Source organism: Cellulophaga sp. BC115SP (assembly GCF_009905545.1).
Taxonomy (GTDB): Bacteria; Bacteroidota; Bacteroidia; order Cytophagales; family Spirosomataceae; genus Flectobacillus; species Flectobacillus rivi.
This window is the reverse complement of the sequence record NZ_JAAALB010000019.1, coordinates 89630-107673: the sequence shown is the minus strand read 5'-3', so window position 1 is coordinate 107673 and position 18044 is coordinate 89630. Positions and strand designations below refer to the sequence as shown.

Here is an 18044-nt window from a genome sequence, read left to right as displayed (position 1 = left end):
TGAAACTGTTTATTTGGGATATTGGATTTCGGAAGTGTAAGCTTCTATATTTCCGAAATCCAATATCCCAAATCTGAAATTGTTTGAAATCCTTCGTACACTACTAACTCACAACTCATAATTCATCATTTTCAAAGTTTAACCAATTCTTTTATGAAAAAAATAGTATTGGCAATGAGCATCAGCATGCTCGCTGTCACAGGGCTTTTTGCGCAAAAAAAAGCTGTAGCTACCGAAAAATACCATATTTCAGGCAAAATCTCGGGTCTTAAAAACGAGAAAGTGTATTTGTCTACTTACAACGGGAAAGGCTTTGACATAGATTCATTGATTAGCCCAGATGGAACTTTTACCTTTCAAGGAGAAATCAAACACCCTGCGATTTACAATCTATATCTAGTTCCTAAAAAAGAGAGTGCTCGAATTTTTGTTCAAAGTGGAAAGATTACGGTTGTTGCCCAAAAAGACTCTATTGGTAAAGCCACGGTAAAAGGATCAAAAATTCATGAAGATTGGATGATTCACCGTAAACAAATGGAAGGCGCTCATGCATTAATGGGTAAGGCTGATAAAATGTTTTGGGAAACAAGACAAAACAAAACGCCTGATAGTTTGGCTATTAGAGAAAAAGCTAGCAAACTCTTCCGTCAAGGTGAAAGTTACGCTGACAGTGTTTGTAAGCAATATATTACTACTCGCCCCACTTCTTTGATTAGTCCTTTTATTATTTATAGCTATTTTACAAGACCAGGTTCAGAGGAAAAAGCCAAAGAATATTTTAATTATTTAGCTAAAAATGCGAAGGATTCCTTTTACGGACAAGAAGTAAAAACCTTTTTGGACAAAGCCGCCAAAGTAGATGTGGGTCGTATGGCACCTGTGTTTACTATGGCAGATTCAACAGGTAAAGCCTTCAATTTAGCGTCCCTTAAAGGTAAATATGTATTGGTAGATTTCTGGGCAAGCTGGTGTGGACCATGTCGCAAAGAGAACCCGAATGTTGTGAAGGCGTATAATCAATACCGTGATAAAAACTTTGAAATTGTGGGGGTTTCTTTGGACGATAAAAAAGCCAATTGGATGAAAGCAATTGATGCTGATAAACTCACATGGATTCATGTTTCTGACCTAAAAGGTTGGCAAAATGAGGCAGCTAAAATGTATGCAGTAGCAGCAGTACCAATGAACTTTTTGCTAGACAAAAACGGTAAAATTATCGCTAAAAACCTTCGTGGTGAGGATTTAGAGAAAAAACTAGCAGAGTTAGTGAAAGAGTAAATGAAAAAAGTAAAGTGTTGAAAGTCATGAATTTAGGGTTTATGTGCAATACTTTATCCTTTTTCTCAAACCGTATGCAACAGGTGCTTGATTGGACGAACCTGACAATTAATCCTCTAAAATCAGATGAATAACACATTTGAGAAGTTTATTCATTGTCCTGTTGCTACGGTTTAAGATTGATTAATATAGACTATCATTTTCGATGAGTTAATTTTAAGTATTGAGACTGTTTAAACTTTCGTAAAATTGCATGCGTCAGCAATGAATTTATACTGTTTGAGCGCAGCGAGTTTATAAATTCTTGATTTTTTTGTTACTTTTTGTATTAAGACAAAAAGTAAGACGAAGAATTAATCAATAAAACTGCTTTTGAAAAGTTTAAACAGCTTCATTAGGAAAGATTAAATTAACAATGTATTTGAAGTATTTTTTGATTGTACTTGTCTGAAAATGAAAGTTATTTTATAACTAATATACAATTAACTAATAACTTCTTTCTATTTACCCCATTGCAACTATTCTTCTCATTACCTTTTTGAATTATGCTTCCATCAACAATCAATCCTGCTATTAGTAAGGATTTACAAGAAAAATTTAATCACCTTTGGCATTTGGTGGGCAATACCCCCATGCTGGAGATTTTTTATACCTACAAAGGACAAAAACGCTCTTTGTATGTAAAATGTGAACAATACAATCTCACAGGAAGTATCAAAGACCGAATGGCTTTGTATATCCTGCAAAAATCTTATGAGGAAGGCAAAATCAACCCTGACGACATTATTGTAGAAGCCACAAGCGGTAGTACAGGTATTTCATTTTGTGCCATTGGTCGAAGTCTGGGACATCCCGTACAAATCATTATGCCAGATTGGCTGAGTAAAGAGCGTATGGATATTATTGCCAGTTTTGGAGCAGAAATTACCTTGATTTCCAAAGAAGAAGGAGGATTTTTGGGCAGTATTCGACTTTCTGAAAAAATGGCAGCCTTGAACGATTCGGTGTTTTTACCAAGGCAATTTGCTAATACATACAATGCAGATGCCCACCAAATGACCACAGGGAAAGAGATTTGGTTACAATTGCAAAGCATAGATGTATCGCCCGATGCCTTTGTGGCGGGTGTAGGTACTGGAGGTACCGTCATGGGAGTGGGTAGGTATCTAAAATCTCGAAATAAGCATATCAAAGTACATCCTCTCGAACCTGCCGAGTCACCAACTCTTTCGGTTGGACGCAAAATTGGCTCACACCGTATTCAAGGAATTTCGGATGAGTTTATTCCTGACATTATTCGATTCGATGAACTAGATGCACCCGTTCAGGCTAGTGATGGCGACTCGATTATTTTGGCGCAAAAGCTAGCTCGCCAACTTGGTTTGGCGGTAGGTATATCGTCGGGTGCTAACTTAATCGGCGCTATTAAGGTGCAAGAAGAGTTAGGAGAGGAGGCAAGGGTAGTAACGATTCTTTGTGATGATAACAAAAAGTATTTGAGCACAGATTTGATGCGTGAAGAACCCGTGAAAGATGGATACTTGTCACCCGAAATAGAGTTTGTCAACTTTCGCCCTATCAGTAGGCTGGCATTTCCTTCTCCACGAATGGGTTAACTAGCTTTTCTGAAAAAAAATCACTAAATCGTTCATTGATAAACCTTTATACACAATGAAAAAAATCTTCACCTTGTTCCTGCTCTGCCTAGCGATAGTAGCTGAGGCGCAAATCAAAAAGCCCGTAAAATGGTCATTTAAAGCTACTTCTTTGTTTAACAAGGAGGTTCAGTTGACCTTCATCGCCACCATCGATAAGCATTGGCATATTTACTCACAACACATTGCAGAGGGTGGTCCTGTGCCCACAAAGTTCAAATTAACTCCTTCGCCAGATTTTGAACTGATAGGTGGGGTTTCGGAAGATAGTAAAGTAGTAAAAGCGTTTGACCAAACTTTTGGAATGGACCTATTGTGGTTCGAAAAATCAGCGAAGTTTTCTCAAAAGATTAAGGTCAAAAGTACAACGACGACCGTCAAAGGTTCGGTGGAGTTTATGGTGTGTGACGACACCCAATGTCTTCCTCCCGATGAGTTGGAGTTTTCGATTCCTGTGAAAGTAGAGGAAGAAAAAAGTACGAAGAAAGACACGAGTCTTGTCCCAACTCCTCAAAAAGATACCGTTATTCAAGAAGCAAAGGTTGAGACTCTTCCAGTTGCCAGTGTAGATACAGCCAGTAAGGTACAAAGCAGTCCAGCAACAACGCCTCCCAAACAAGAGCAACAAGCCTTGTGGTTAACCTTTTTAGCAGGTTTATTAGGTGGTTTTGCTGCTTTGTTGATGCCTTGTATTTTTCCGATGCTGCCTATGACGGTAAGTTTTTTTACCAAACAAGCTAGTTCAAAATCAAATGGCATTACCAAATCATTGGTTTATGGTCTGTCAATTATTGTGATATATGTTGCCTTGGGATTATTGATCACTGTATTTTTTGGTGCAGATGCCTTAAATGATTTATCTACCAATGGAATCTTTAACCTTGTATTTTTTGTGATGTTGATTGTTTTTGCAGCTTCCTTTTTTGGAGCATTCGAAATCATGTTACCAGCATCATGGCTCAACGCTTCAGATAAAGGTGCTGATAAAGGAGGCTATCTAGGTATTTTCTTTATGGCAACGACACTAGCTTTAGTTTCATTTTCATGTACAGGACCTATCATTGGAACACTATTAGTACAAGCAGCCACGATGGGACAATTATTAGGGCCAGCCATCGGAATGTTTGGGTTTGCCTTGGCTTTGGCATTGCCGTTTACCTTGTTTGCGATGTTTCCAGCATGGATGAACGCTTTGCCTAAATCAGGGGGATGGTTAAATTCTGTCAAAATTGTCTTAGGCTTTTTGGAGATAGCCTTAGCCTTGAAATTTTTGTCAAATGTAGACTTAGCCTATCATTGGCAATGGTTCGACCGTGAAATATTTCTGACACTATGGATTGCTATTTTTGCTTTATTGACGCTTTATCTTTTGGGCAAAATCCAATTTTCCCATGATTCTCCAGTGGCGTATTTATCAGTGCCACGCCTATTTTTGGCTATTATTTCTCTAGCATTCACGGTTTATATGGTGCCAGGTTTGTGGGGTGCGCCACTTGACTCGATTGCCGCATTTTTGCCACCACAGCATACCCAAGACTTTGATTTATATACACAAAAAATTGGTGCAGGTAATCCACAAATGAGCCAACATCCAGTTCGAAAATATGGTGAAATTTTTCATGCGCCACTCAATCTTGACACTTTCTTCGATTATGAGGAAGGAATGGCGTATGCAAAAGCCAATCATAAGCCTGTTATGATAGATTTTACGGGTCATGCCTGCGTCAACTGTCGCAAAATGGAGGCAACAGTCTGGTCAAAACCTTCGGTACTGAACCGTCTACAAAATGACTATGTGATTATTCAGTTATATGTGGATGACAAAACCGAATTGGCGAAGTCTGAGCAGTATTTTTCTACTTACAGCCAAAAACAAATTACGACTATTGGTAAAAAATGGAGCGAAATGCAGGCGAAGCAGTTCAATACTAATTCTCAACCTTATTATGTCTTGCTAGACAACGAAGGGCAGACATTGGTAAAACCTCAAGGTGCCAATTATGACGAAAACAACTTTTTATCTTTTCTAGAAAGTGGTTTAAAAGCTTTTAAAAAATAATATTAGTCCAATGAAAAAACACATCGTTTTAGCACTATTTGCTTTTGCAAGTAGTCAGATAACTATTGCCCAAACCAAACTCGTAGAAAAGGTTATAAAGAAAGGCAATGAGATGGTGATTCCATACGAGAAATACAAACTCCCGAATGGATTGACTTTAATTATCCATGAAGACCATTCAGATCCAATAGTCCATGTAGATGTTACTTATCATGTGGGTTCTGCGAGAGAGGAAATCGGAAAATCTGGTTTTGCTCACTTCTTTGAACACATGATGTTTCAAGGTTCTGACCATGTCAAAGATGAGGAGCATTTTAAATTAGTCACCGAAGCTGGCGGAACGATGAACGGTACCACTAATCGTGACCGAACCAATTATTTTGAAACCATTCCAAGCAACCAGCTTGAAAGAGCTTTGTGGTTAGAAGCCGACAGAATGGGCTTTTTGTTGGATGCTGTTACTCAACAAAAGTTTGAAGTACAGCGTGCGACCGTCAAAAACGAAAAAGGACAAAACTACGACAATCGACCTTATGCGGCTGGTGCGGAGTATGTTGCACGTACACTGTATCCTTATGGACATCCTTATTCTTGGCTTACAATCGGCTACGTTGAAGACCTCAATAGGGTAGAAGTGAGTGATTTAAAGAACTTCTTCCTTCGTTGGTACGGACCAAACAATGCTACTCTGACGATTGGAGGAGATGTAAATCCGAAAGAGGTAATCAAATTAGTAGAAAAATACTTTGGCTCTATTCCCAAAGGTCCTGCGGTATCGCCAACCGTATTAGCGCCATTTTCTATCAACAAAGATAGATATGTGAGCTATGAAGACAATATTCGTTTTCCGATGTTGCAAATGGTATTTCCGACAGTACCATCTTTTCACAAAGACGAGCCCGCATTGGATGTTTTAGCGGAGATTTTAGGCGGAGGAGCGACTTCTTTATTTTACAAAAATTTTGTAAAAGCACAAAAAGGCATACAAGCTGGTGTGTATAACTCTACTTCTGAATTATCAGGGGAGTTTACCATGACCGTGCTTGGCTTGCCAAACACCCCTTTGAGCCAACTTGAACAGATGGTCAGACAAACCCTTGAAGAGTTTGAAAAAAGAGGGGTAACAGATGACGATTTAAAACAATTTAAAGCAAGATATGAGTCAAATGTTGTAAAATCACTTTCGAGTGTGTCAGGAAAAGCTTCACAATTAGCCCATTGCCAGATGCTGGGAGGCGATGCCAATTTGCTAACCAAAGAACATAAGGCTGTTTTGGCGGTGACAAAAGAGGATGTTTTGAGAGTATATCAGCAATATTTGAAAGGTAAATATGGAGTTATTTTAAGTGTTTACCCTAAAGGAAAAAAAGAGCTGATAGCGGCACCAGATAATTACACAGCTTCTCATGAAAAGTATCAAGCACCCGATTATGGATACAAAGGCTTGAAATATGTAAAAGCAAAAGATACGTTTGACAGAAGCAAAAAACCTGAAGCTGGTGCAAATCCAACTTTAAAGATTCCTGCATTTTGGAAAGAAAAATTGTCTAATGGAATCAAAGTTATTGGTAGTTATTCCAATGAGATTCCTTCGGTAACACTATCGTTTTCTATCAAAGGAGGACATACCATTTCCGCAACGGATTTGTCTAAAGTTGGAGTTGTACCGTTGGCGGTGGCGATGATGAACGAAGCTACTCAAAAACATACTGCTGAACAATTGGATGGCATGTTGAGAAAATTAGGAAGTTCGGTGTCGTTCAATGCAGGTGCTGAGGCGATTTATGTCCAAGTGAGTTCCTTGACCAAGAATCTCGATGAAACCTTAGCCATCTTGCAAGAAAAAATGTTTGAACCCAAATTTGCTCCAGAGGATTTTGAGCGTTTGAAAAAACAACAATTAGAAGGCATTGCGAATCAAAGTACTCAGCCCGCAGCTATTGCCGATAAAGCTTACAGTAAAATTTTGTTCGGCTCCGAAAGTATCCAGTCATATCCTTTAAGTGGAACAGTTGAAACGGTGAAAAATGTCACGTTAGAGGATGTTAAGGCACTTTATCAGCAATATTTTGCTCCAAACGTAACGAGTTTGGTTGTGGTTGGAGATATGACAGAAAAGGACATTTTACCCAAATTACAGTTTTTGGAAAACTGGAAGGCAAAAAATCTCAATTTGCCAAAGATTGCTCCAAAGCCTAATACCTTGAAGCCTACTTTGTATTTGGTCGACAAAGAGAAAGCTCCTCAATCCGAAATTCGCATAGGTTATCTCACAGACTTTGCTTACACACCCGTAGGAACCTATTATGCTGCTGAGGTAATGAATTATGTTTTGGGTGGAGCATTTAACAGCCGTATCAATTTGAATCTACGTGAGGAAAAAGGATACACTTATGGTGCGCGTTCGGGCTTTGGTAATTCTAGAATCGCCAGCAATTTTACCGCACAAGCTAGTGTAAAAGCAACGGCAACCGATAGTTCAATTGTTGAGTTTATCAAAGAGATTAAGCAATATGCCGACAAAGGTATCATGGAAGAAGAATTGGCTTTTACCAAAAAATCTATCGGTCAAAGCGATGCACTTAAATATGAGACACAGGCACAAAAAGCTTCCTTTTTAGGGTTGGCATTGGAGTTTGAAGAATTGGGGGATTTTGCAGAAAAAAGAAAGCAATTATTAGCCACCTTGTCTGCTTCGGAGATTGATACCCTTGCCAAAAAATACTTACCCTACAACAACATGATTATTGTGGTGGTGGGTGATAAAAAAAGCTTAAAACCTAATTTAGAAAAATTAGGCTATCCTATCGTTGAATTAGACAAGTAAATTTTAAAGGTAATTTAGTTAAGTTAGATGAAGCAAAAAGCTACTGCTATGATATAGTGTAGCTTTTTTTTATGCCTTGAATAATTTCTATGGACGCTGTCTTGGTAACTAATTCGATAGAAATGATATCGTTAGCCAAGAATTAATTCGCTATGTATTTTTTTGTTTCAAGGATGAACCTCTCACAATTAATTCTGAACGAACGACTAAGGTACTGATTTGATTAATTTTGGTGTCTCCTGCCAATTGCTCAATCAAGCTTTTTGCGGCTATTTCCCCCATGTCTATACCTGGGTAATCTATTGTGGTAAGTTGTGGTTCTATAATTTTGCCGACGGCATCATTATTAAAGCCAACAATCGCAATATCTTCTGGAATATTAACGCCATTTTCCTTAAGCGTTTTCATACACACTGCTGCCGAAAAATCATTAGTAATAAATGCTCCATCAGGACGAGGATTCATTTGTAAGATATACTCTGCTGCTTCGACTCCGCATTGTTCACTCAAATCTTTAATCAAAACATTACTTTCTGAAAACGGTAAACCCGCTTCGTCAAGCGCATCTCGATAACCTTTATAACGTTGTTGGTAAACGTTGCGTGTTAAACTGGCGGTTACCAGCATAATGTTTTTACAACCCTGTTCTATCAAATGTTTAGTTGCTTGATAGCCACATTTATAATTATCAATGATCACTTTGGCGCTATCCGAACGCTCTTCGACACGGTCAAAAAAGATAACAGGAATATGTTTGTCGTGATATTGTTTATAATGGTTAAGATTAGTCGTGTTGAGTGCCAATGAAGCAATTAATCCATCTACTCGTTTGTGAAAAAGGTTTGTAGCATTGGCAACCTCCTTTTCATAACTCTCATACGAGTGCGCAATAATCAAATCGTATCCAGCTTCAGTGGTGATCTTTTCAATTCCTGCCAATACCGAAGTGATAAAGTTGCTATTTAGTTCGTGTACAATCACGCCAATCGTATTGGTTTTTTGTCTGCGAAGATTACTAGCAATAATATTTCTGCGGTATCCCAATTCGATGGCTGTCTCCAAAATTTTCTTTCGAGTCTCCTTTTTAATCGCTGGATGATCTTGCAATCCACGACTAACCGTCGCCGATGAAATGTTCAATTTTTGGGCAATATCGTATATGGTTGTTTCTTTCTTTGTGTTCTTCATATCGCAAACGTTTGCGTAAAAATACTAAAAAAAATCTTTTCTATATGGAGGACTCAGGATAAGCCATTCTACCCGATTTTGAGAATAGATATCCGAGCTAGATAATAATATTTTTATTATAAGATTCTGATTATAAGTGAGTTATGTGTATTGTTGAAATAATGATCCTAATGTTATATATAAAATGTATCCGATTGCATTAATTTTCGTTTTTTATTTGTTTTTGCCTAATATTCTTATGAATATGGCCTTAAAATAGTGCAAATTAAGGTTGCTTGTAATTTGGTTTTTGTAGGAATAAATAGTAGTATTCTTTTAATGTTTCTCAATTTTCATACTTTTTTAGTAAAAAATCAAGAGAATGTTTAAATTTAAAAATTTATGCAATCGGTTGTATTTTTATCGTTTTTATTTAATTTTGCAATCGTTGGTTTTGTACAATTTTGAAAATCGAAGTTTTATCAATGTCCTCTACAAAATCAATCAAGAATTATTTTCTAAACTTAAATTTATGACTTTGAAGATATGTTGGCAGCGAGCTATCCATGGCTCCAAAGTATATCTACCGAATGTTTCGACGATTTGGTTTACCAACGAAAATCTACGGAGTCTCTAATGGTGAAAAGTATTGAATTTTAAATCTATCATTATGTCAAATATGGTGAAATGGCTTTTGGGAATAAGTTTGTGTTTGTTCACTCAGTTGAGTTTTGCGCAAAATATGTTTGTGCCAAAATCTGGTTTTCCACTAACGCAATCGGTTATATATGTCGATAATTCAGAAACGGATTTAGTAAAAACCTCTGCTTCTTTGTTACAAAAAGATATTGAAGCGGTTACAGGTAAAAAACTTGAAATCATTTCGGATTTTAAAGGCATCAAAACCAATGTGATTATCATTGGTACTTTTGATAATTCTACCTTTCTTAAAGCGCTTATGGCAAAGAAATCGCTGAAGCCTCATTTGATTTCACAGCAATGGGAGGGAAGTTTGATTCAGACGATACAAAACCCACAAACGGGAATAGCGAATGCGCTGGTATTGGCAGGAAATGACCGTCGTGGCGTGGCGTATGCTGTTTTTGAACTGTCAAAGCAACTGGGTATTTCGCCTTGGAATTGGTGGGCGGATGTACCTGTGGTGAAGAAAAAGGAACTGTATTTCAAAACACAATTTATTCAGACAGATGCCCCAAAGGTAAAATATAGAGGTATTTTCTTGAATGACGAAGCACCTGCACTTTCGGGATGGGCGAAAGAAAAGTTCGGAGGATTTAATCATCATTTTTATGAAAAAGTATTTGAACTTCTACTACGTTTGAAAGCCAATTATATCTGGACGGCCATGTGGGGAAATGCTTTTTATGCCGATGACTCTCTGAATATCAAAACGGCAGATAAGTATGGAATAGTTATCGGAACTTCACACCATGAGCCATTGATGCGTGCACACGACGAATGGCGAAGATTTGGCTCAGGAGCATGGAATTATGAAGCGAATGCTGAGAAACTTAGAACATTTTGGAAGGAAGGAATGAAGCGTGCTTGGAATGAGAAAATTGTGAGCATAGGCATGCGAGGTGATGGAGACGAACCTATGTCGAGAGAAACGGCTACGGCTTTGTTAGAAAAAATCGTGGCAGACCAGCGTAACATCATTGCAGAGGCAACTGGAAAACCTGCGCAAGAAACGCCACAGCTTTGGGCTATTTATAAAGAGGTTCAGGAGTATTATGATAAAGGTATGAGAGTCCCCGATGATGTGACATTGCTATTTTGTGATGACAACTGGGGGAATTTACGGAAACTACCCAAATTGATCGATGCACCCAGAAAAGGTGGCTATGGCATTTATTACCATTTTGACTATGTAGGTGGACCACGCAATTATAAGTGGTTGAACACCAATGCCCTCCCTCGTATTTGGGAGCAGATGCATTTAGCTTGGGAACATCAAGCGAAAAATATATGGATAGTGAACGTAGGTGACCTAAAACCAATGGAGTATCCTATTTCATTCTTTTTGGACTATGCTTGGAATCCTGAAAAAATACAGGAAAATGACTTGACTAAATACGCCAAAAACTGGGCTAGTCAACAGTTTGGTCAAGAATATGCTCAAGAAATTGCGGAACTTTTGAGATTATATACCAAGTATAATGCCCGTCGTAAACCAGAATTGTTGGACGATAAAACCTATTCATTGGAAACTGGTGAATGGGCAAGTGTAAATCAGGAATATCAACATTTGCTGTCACGTGCGGAGATTGTGAAGAGTAAACTTCCTCAACCATATCAGGATGCTTATTTTCAATTGGTTTTGCACCCGATTAAAGCTTGTGCCAATTTATACGAAATGTATTTTCAGGTAGCATTAAATAAAAAAGCATTTGCCGAAAAATCCATTAAAGCAAACCAATATGCCGATAAGGTAAAAGAACTATTTGCCAAAGATTCATTGATTACCAACGAATATCATCAATTGAATCAGGGTAAATGGAATCATTTGATGAGTCAAACACATATAGGATATACCTATTGGCAACAGCCCGAAAAACAAAAAATGCCAGAGGTTAAGTATCTGAATTCGAATGAAGCTTTGCCAGAAAAGCCCTTAGAGAATAGTATAAGGACAAATACAGGAATTGCTTTGGAGGCAGATCGTTTTTCAAAATTGATGAATACAAAAGAGATTACGTGGAAAGTTTTGCCTGACCATGGTCGTACAGGTTCCGCTATTACGACTTTTCCCGTAACAGCAACTACCCAAAGTTTGAGTGCTAATTCTCCTCATGTGGAATATGAGATAGAAACTAAACAAGCAGGAGAAGCAATTGTAAAAGCCTATTTCTCTCCAACGTTAAATTTTCATGCAACGGAAGAAGGACTTCAATATGCGATTTCAATAGATGATGAGACACCCCAAATTGTTAGTCTTAACAAAGAAGATAAAACAAGTGATAAAGGTATCTGGAATCAATGGGCGGCGGATAATATTAATACCAAAACGACCAAGCATATAATCACAAAAGTAGGAAAACATACTATCAAATATTGGATGATTAGCTCAGGCGTAATTTTACAAAAAATTACCCTAAACTTTGGAAACACACCAAAGACCTATTTAGGAAATTGATGGTTAACACTTTCCTAGTTCAAGACTTAGTCTTGGACTTAGTCATTAAAACAGTTTAAAAACTGAAGCAAAATCCAGTCCGAGACAGAGTCTCGAACTAGGTGTAAAATAATTTCAATCAATTACGAATTGTAAATAAATAATTGAAAATTAGATGATTAAGATGAACCATCTCAAAAAGAAATAAATTTCACTCTGTGCCTCTGTGCCTCTGTGCCTCTGTGCCTCTGTGCCTCTGTGCCTCTGTGCAACAACCAGTTCCCCGAAAAACAAACTTATTTAACTATGAACCAACAACCATCAGAAAAACTATCTGTTCTTGAAAAAATAGGATACAGTCTTGGAGATTTAGCAGCCAATTTGATTTTCCAGACCTTAATGGCCTTTTTAGCCTTTTTTTACACGGATATTTACAAAATACCCGCATCCAAAGCCAGTTTGGTTATGCTAACAGGCGGTATCGTAGGTGCGATATTCAATTTGGCAATGGGCGCCATTGCTGACCGAACCGTTACCCGTTGGGGAAAATTTCGCCCTTGGGTATTATGGACAGCTATTCCATTTGGAATAATGGCATTGTTAGCTTTCTCAACTCCAGATTTAGGCGATTCAGGTAAGTTTTTATATGCACTTATTACCTATATTTTTTTGGTGGTTATCTATTCAGCTAACAATTTGCCCTATTCAGCTTTGAGTGGTGTAATGACAGGCGATATGAAAGAGCGTAATAGTCTTTCTTCTTATCGTTTTGTAGCAGTAATGTTGGCACAATTCATTATACAAGTGATTTTGCTTCCTGCAGCAATTGCGGTTGGACATGGCGACAAAGCTGTAGGTTTTGAAAAAGTAATGTTGATTTTTGCTATCACAGGTGTCCTTTGTTTTTTAGTAACATTCTTTACTACTAAAGAAAGAATTGTGCCTGCCGTAACGCAAAAAACGCCAATAGCCGAAGATTTAAAAGATTTACTTAACAACCGTCCTTGGATTATCATGTTGGTGCTTACGGTATTGGTATTCATTACTTTAGCATTGAAAGGTGGAATGAATATCTACTTTTTTAGATATTACCTTACCGAAAGTAGTCAGGTGGCATTTTTAGAAACGGTAGGTTTTCCTTCTTGGATTAAACAGTTGAGTGAAATTTTTGGAGCGGAGGCTTTCTCAGAATTTAGCCAATCCAATAGCGCACCCTATGCAACCTCAAGTATTATCAATGCTTCTAGTACGATTGCGATGATTGTGGGTATCTTCTTCTCAAAACCACTGGCTGACAGATTTGGCAAACGTAATATTTTTGCCATGTTCTTATGTCTTTCAGCACTTTGCTTGTTATCCATTTATGTGTTATCCAACGAATCTGTATCAGCAGTATTTATGATTCAAACTTTACATGGTTTATTGTATGGCGTAACTATTCCATTATTATGGGCTATGATTGCCGATGTAGCTGATTACAGCGAATGGAAAAATAACCGTCGTGCAACAGCCATTATTTTCTCTGCCATGATTTTTGGGTTAAAAGTTGGTTTGAGTGTGGGTGGTGCTATATCAACTTGGATGCTTAGTATTTTTGGCTATAATGCCGATGCGCAGCAGCAGACAGCGAGTGCTATCAATGGAATAAAATTACTCGTAAGTGTAATTCCAGGGGGATTATTTATCGTGGGAGCAACTTTGCTATTGGGATATATGATTGATAAAACCATGGAGTTAACGATTGAAGCAGATTTGAAGGAAAGAAGAAAGTAAGTGTTAGTAGGCAAAATTAAAATAAATTTTACCCGCTTTAAGCTCTAGGCTATAAGTTGAAAAGTATTTCTCATTTAGTAAGAGAAACTTTTTGCCTAATGCCTACGGCTTATAGCCTAGAGCTAATGAATACCATTTTATTAAAAAATTATTGTCATGCCAGAAAAACCAATAGATCATATCGATTTTGATACGATAGATTCAAAAGCAATCTCACAACCTTTAGTAAAGCATATTTATACTGCCGACCCTTCGGCGCATGTGTTCAACGGGAAGATTTATATTTATCCATCACACGATATTGAAGCAGGCATTCCATTTGATGACTTAGGAAGCCATTTTGCCATGGAAGATTACCATGTAATTTCTTTGGAAAACTCTGATGCAGATGCCGTAGACAATGGCATTGCGTTGCACGTAAATGATGTGCCTTGGGCAAAAAAGCAAATGTGGGCACCCGATGCAGCAGAGAAAGACGGGAAGTATTACCTATATTTCCCAGCCAAAAATCAAGAGGATATTTTCCAGATTGGAGTAGCCGTAAGCGATTCTCCTGTTGGACCATTTGTCGCACAACCCGAACCTATCAAAAATAGCTATTCGATTGACCCAGCTGTTTTTGTTGATGAGGATGGCGCAGCCTATATGTATTTCGGCGGTATTTGGGGAGGGCAATTGCAGTCTTACCGCAATAACACTTTTAGCCCAGAAAACCTCGAACCTACAGCCGACGAAATTGCTTTAGGTCCAAGAGTTGCCAAATTGACTGACGATATGTTGGAGTTTGCTGAAGAAGTTCAGGAGATTTTTATCTTGGACGAAAACGGTGAAAAACTGTTAGCTGGCGACAACGACCGAAGATTTTTTGAAGCAAGTTGGGTACACAAATATCAAGGAAAATACTATTTCTCCTATTCGACTGGCGATACGCATTTCTTGTGTTATGGCATTGGCGATAACCCTTATGGTCCATTCACCTATGCAGGGCGCATCATGAATCCTGTAATTGGTTGGACAACACACCATTCTATTTGCGAATACGAAGGGAAATGGTATTTATTTTATCATGATTCTACCCTGTCAAAAGGAGTAACGCATTTAAGAAGTATCAAAATGACAGAGATTCATTACGATGAAAATGGGTTGATTCAACTAATAGAACCGTATCATATTTAACTTACTAGAGACGTCTATTCGGCGTCTCTATCGCTTTATTTACTATGAAAAGAGTCTATTTTCTACTATTTTTTGTGAGTTTTTACTTAAAAATAAATGCTCAATTACGCTTACCCAAATTGGTAAGTGACGGTATGATTTTGCAAAGACAATCGCCACTTAAACTTTGGGGTTGGGACAATGAAGGAGCAAAGATTCAAGTAAAGTTTCAGAATAAAACATACAAAACAGTTGCTTCTAAGTCTGGTAATTGGCAATTGATATTACCAGCTTTTGAGGCGGGTGGACCTTATCAGATGGAGGTGAGTGATGCTAAAACTAAAATTACCATCAATGACGTTTTAATCGGCGATGTTTGGTTTTGTAGTGGTCAAAGTAATATGGTGCATCAGCTCAATATTCATGATGTAACCTATGCCAAGGAAATTGCGGAGGCAAATTTCCCACAAATCAGACAATTTTGGGTACCAACCTTAACCAATACTCTTTCGGCGCAAGAAGATATTCCTTCGGGTCAATGGAAAAAGGCCGTAGGCGAGGAGGTAAGACCGTTTTCGGCAGTAGCGTATTTTTTCGCAAAAAAGCTTCATCAGAAATATCAAATTCCTATTGGCATCATCAATGCAAGTGTTGGAGGGACGCCAATTGAAGCGTGGATTAGTGAAGAGGGTTTGCCCGAAATTCCCCATATTAAAGAATTGGTAAACAAGAATAAAGATACTGCTCGTATCAACGAAACCAATCGCAAAAGTCTGGAATATAGTCGCTCGTTGCCACAACCAAGCGATGAAGGTATGATGGGTAAATGGTACGAAACCACTTATGTACCTAAGAACTGGAAAAATATCAATGTCCCAGGGTATTGGGAAGACCAAGGTATTCGAAATCTAGATGGTATCGTTTGGTATAGAAAAGAGGTAAATATCCCAGCTTCGATGATTGGGAAAAAGGCCAAGGTATTTTTAGGAAGAATTGTCGACGCAGATGAATTGTATATCAATGGAAAAAGAGTGGGCTCGACAGGTTATATGTATCCTCAACGGAGATATGCAGTAGCATCGGATATTTTGAAAGAAGGGGTTAATACCTTTGTTGTTCGGGTGACAAATAATGGCGGAAAAGGCGGTTTTGTACCTGATAAACCTTATTGTATTTTTTCTGAGAAAGATACCATTGATTTGAAAGGAACTTGGCAATATAAAGTTGGGGCAGTATTTAAAAGGCAATTCAATCCAAATGCTATTTCATCAATTAATTTGCAAAACCAACCAACTGCGCTATATAATGCGATGGTTGCCCACGCTATCCCTTACCCGATAAAGGGAATTTGTTGGTATCAAGGCGAAAGTAATGCAGGAAAGCCAGAAGAATATGCACAGTTATTACCAGCCTTAATCAAAGATTGGCGTCAAAAATGGAATAATACTTCATTGCCATTTTTGTATGTACAATTGCCTGGCTTCATGGATTATGATTATTTGCCTTCCGAAAGTAGCTGGGCAGTATTAAGAGAGTCACAAGCCAAAGCCCTATCTGTACCGAATACCGCAATGACCGTTGCCATCGACCTTGGCGAATGGAACGATATTCATCCAGATAATAAAAAGGATGTGGGAGAACGACTAGCGTTATCAGCTTTGAAACTGGCGTATCATGAAAATGTTATTCATTCTGGACCGAGTTTACTTTCTTCAGAAATAAAAGATCAACAGATTATCTTAACTTTTGATAACATTGGGAGTGGATTAAAAACGAAGGACGGCGAACCAATTGGAGATTTAGCGATTGCAGGAGCGGACAAGAAATTTGTATGGGCAAAGTCTAAAATAGAAGGAAACAAAATAATTGTTTGGGCTGAAGGTGTTTCAAATCCCAAATTTGTGAGATACGCTTGGTCTGATAATCCTATCAATCCAAATTTAGTAAACGCAGAAGGGTTACCAGCCTCGCCGTTTAGGACGGATAATTAGGAGGATCTTAGTTGTCCATCTCAGATGCTTGAGTCATCTTGAATTTAGTGATGAACTTTATTAAAAATCACTAAATTCAGAATGACTGATGTTAATGCTTTTAGATTATTCTATACACTCTCAGAAAATTAATGAGCTCATTGGCATCATAAAAATTAGTTTTACGAAGCATATTTTGTCTATGAGTATTTACGGTATTGTTGGCAATGAAAAGCTTGTCACTAATTTCCTTACTTAAATATCCTTGTCCCATCAATTGTGCGATTTCTAATTCTCGCTGACTGAGCGACTCTAATGGAGTACATTCGTTGGTTTTACTATCTATTTCAAAAAGTTTGGATTGTTTATCTCCAGAAAGAAATAAATGCTGTTTCCCATCGCGTTTGACGTTAGTGATTTCAGAAACAAAAGCCACAAAGTAAGTTATCTTACCTGTTTCATCAACACTCAGCGCCATACTCTCTTGGCAAATTCGCCTGATTTTTCCATCATTTCCTTTCATTCTGTAATCATAAATTACCCTAAGCTGATTCATATTTTCGGGTGAAATTTGAGCTGAATAACTGCCAATTTCTCTGGAAATATGGATTAAGCCTGCTTGATCTTCTTCGGGGTAGAGTTCTACATATCCTTGAACTCCTACTTCATAGAAGTGTTCAGTGGACCAACCGCAAACTTTCTGTACATCGCCTATAATGAGCGGATATTTCATCGTATTGATGTCTAGTACGGCTAGCGCAGTGCCTTGCATACGTAGTGTTTCATGAAACAGTGGATGAAAGGTCATAAAATGCTGGACTTTTTCAGGTTTTTCTTCCAGATTTCCTGAGTGCCAAAGTTGCTTAAATAGTTCAAAATGGGTAGGTTGGGTAGGCATGTTCTATCAATTTGCGTAAAATATTACTTATCAATCAGTATTTGTTACATAACTGCTTGTGTGTATATTAAATAATTAAGTTGAAACCACAAATGCAAATTTGAGTTACTTACTAAACGGTCATTT

At 37.9% G+C, this 18044-nt stretch carries 10 protein-coding genes; 8 read left to right on the top strand and 2 right to left on the bottom strand.

The features are described from left to right. Positions 1–153 precede the first annotated feature (153 nt). The 4 genes from GVN22_RS15355 to GVN22_RS15340 all read left to right on the top strand — a co-directional run bounded on the left by GVN22_RS15355 (position 154) and on the right by GVN22_RS15340 (position 7819). A complete protein-coding gene (locus GVN22_RS15355) occupies positions 154–1278 on the top strand; it encodes a TlpA disulfide reductase family protein (protein WP_166551889.1) in 1125 nt (374 codons plus the stop codon). Between the two features lie 545 nt (positions 1279–1823). Further along, positions 1824–2894: a PLP-dependent cysteine synthase family protein gene (locus tag GVN22_RS15350; protein ID WP_166551888.1), complete on the top strand. Its 1071-nt coding sequence runs from the start codon at positions 1824–1826 to the stop codon at positions 2892–2894. Positions 2895–2949: 55 nt separating this feature from the next. Continuing rightward, positions 2950–4992, top strand: a complete 2043-nt coding sequence (locus tag GVN22_RS15345) for a protein-disulfide reductase DsbD (protein WP_166551887.1) — start codon at positions 2950–2952, stop codon at positions 4990–4992. A 10-nt stretch (positions 4993–5002) separates the two neighbouring features. Next, positions 5003–7819 (top strand): pitrilysin family protein, encoded by a 2817-nt coding sequence (locus GVN22_RS15340; protein WP_166551886.1) that lies wholly within the window; start codon positions 5003–5005, stop codon positions 7817–7819. 150 nt (positions 7820–7969) lie between these two features. Here the strand turns inward: GVN22_RS15340 and GVN22_RS15335 are convergent, their stop codons facing one another. Then, positions 7970–9007, bottom strand: a complete 1038-nt coding sequence (locus tag GVN22_RS15335; RefSeq protein ID WP_166551885.1) for a LacI family DNA-binding transcriptional regulator — start codon at positions 9005–9007, stop codon at positions 7970–7972. A 649-nt stretch (positions 9008–9656) separates the two neighbouring features. On the opposite strand from GVN22_RS15335, the gene GVN22_RS15330 reads away from it, so the two are divergent. The 4 genes from GVN22_RS15330 (at position 9657) to GVN22_RS15315 (ending at position 17041) form a co-directional block, all read left to right on the top strand. Further along, a complete protein-coding gene (locus GVN22_RS15330; protein WP_166551884.1) occupies positions 9657–12143 on the top strand; it encodes a glycosyl hydrolase 115 family protein in 2487 nt (828 codons plus the stop codon). Between the two features lie 285 nt (positions 12144–12428). Beyond that, positions 12429–13895, top strand: a complete 1467-nt coding sequence (locus tag GVN22_RS15325) for an MFS transporter (protein ID WP_166551883.1) — start codon at positions 12429–12431, stop codon at positions 13893–13895. Between the two features lie 156 nt (positions 13896–14051). Continuing rightward, entirely contained in the window at positions 14052–15071 is a 1020-nt protein-coding gene (locus GVN22_RS15320; RefSeq protein WP_166551882.1) for a glycoside hydrolase family 43 protein, read from the top strand. A gap of 44 nt (positions 15072–15115) precedes the next feature. After that, positions 15116–17041 (top strand): sialate O-acetylesterase, encoded by a 1926-nt coding sequence (locus GVN22_RS15315; RefSeq protein ID WP_166551881.1) that lies wholly within the window; start codon positions 15116–15118, stop codon positions 17039–17041. Positions 17042–17141: 100 nt separating this feature from the next. Here the strand turns inward: GVN22_RS15315 and GVN22_RS15310 are convergent, their stop codons facing one another. After that, positions 17142–17918 carry a response regulator transcription factor gene (locus GVN22_RS15310; RefSeq protein WP_166551880.1) on the bottom strand — a complete coding sequence of 259 codons (777 nt, stop codon included), beginning with the start codon at positions 17916–17918 and terminating at the stop codon, positions 17142–17144. Positions 17919–18044: the final 126 nt, after the last annotated feature.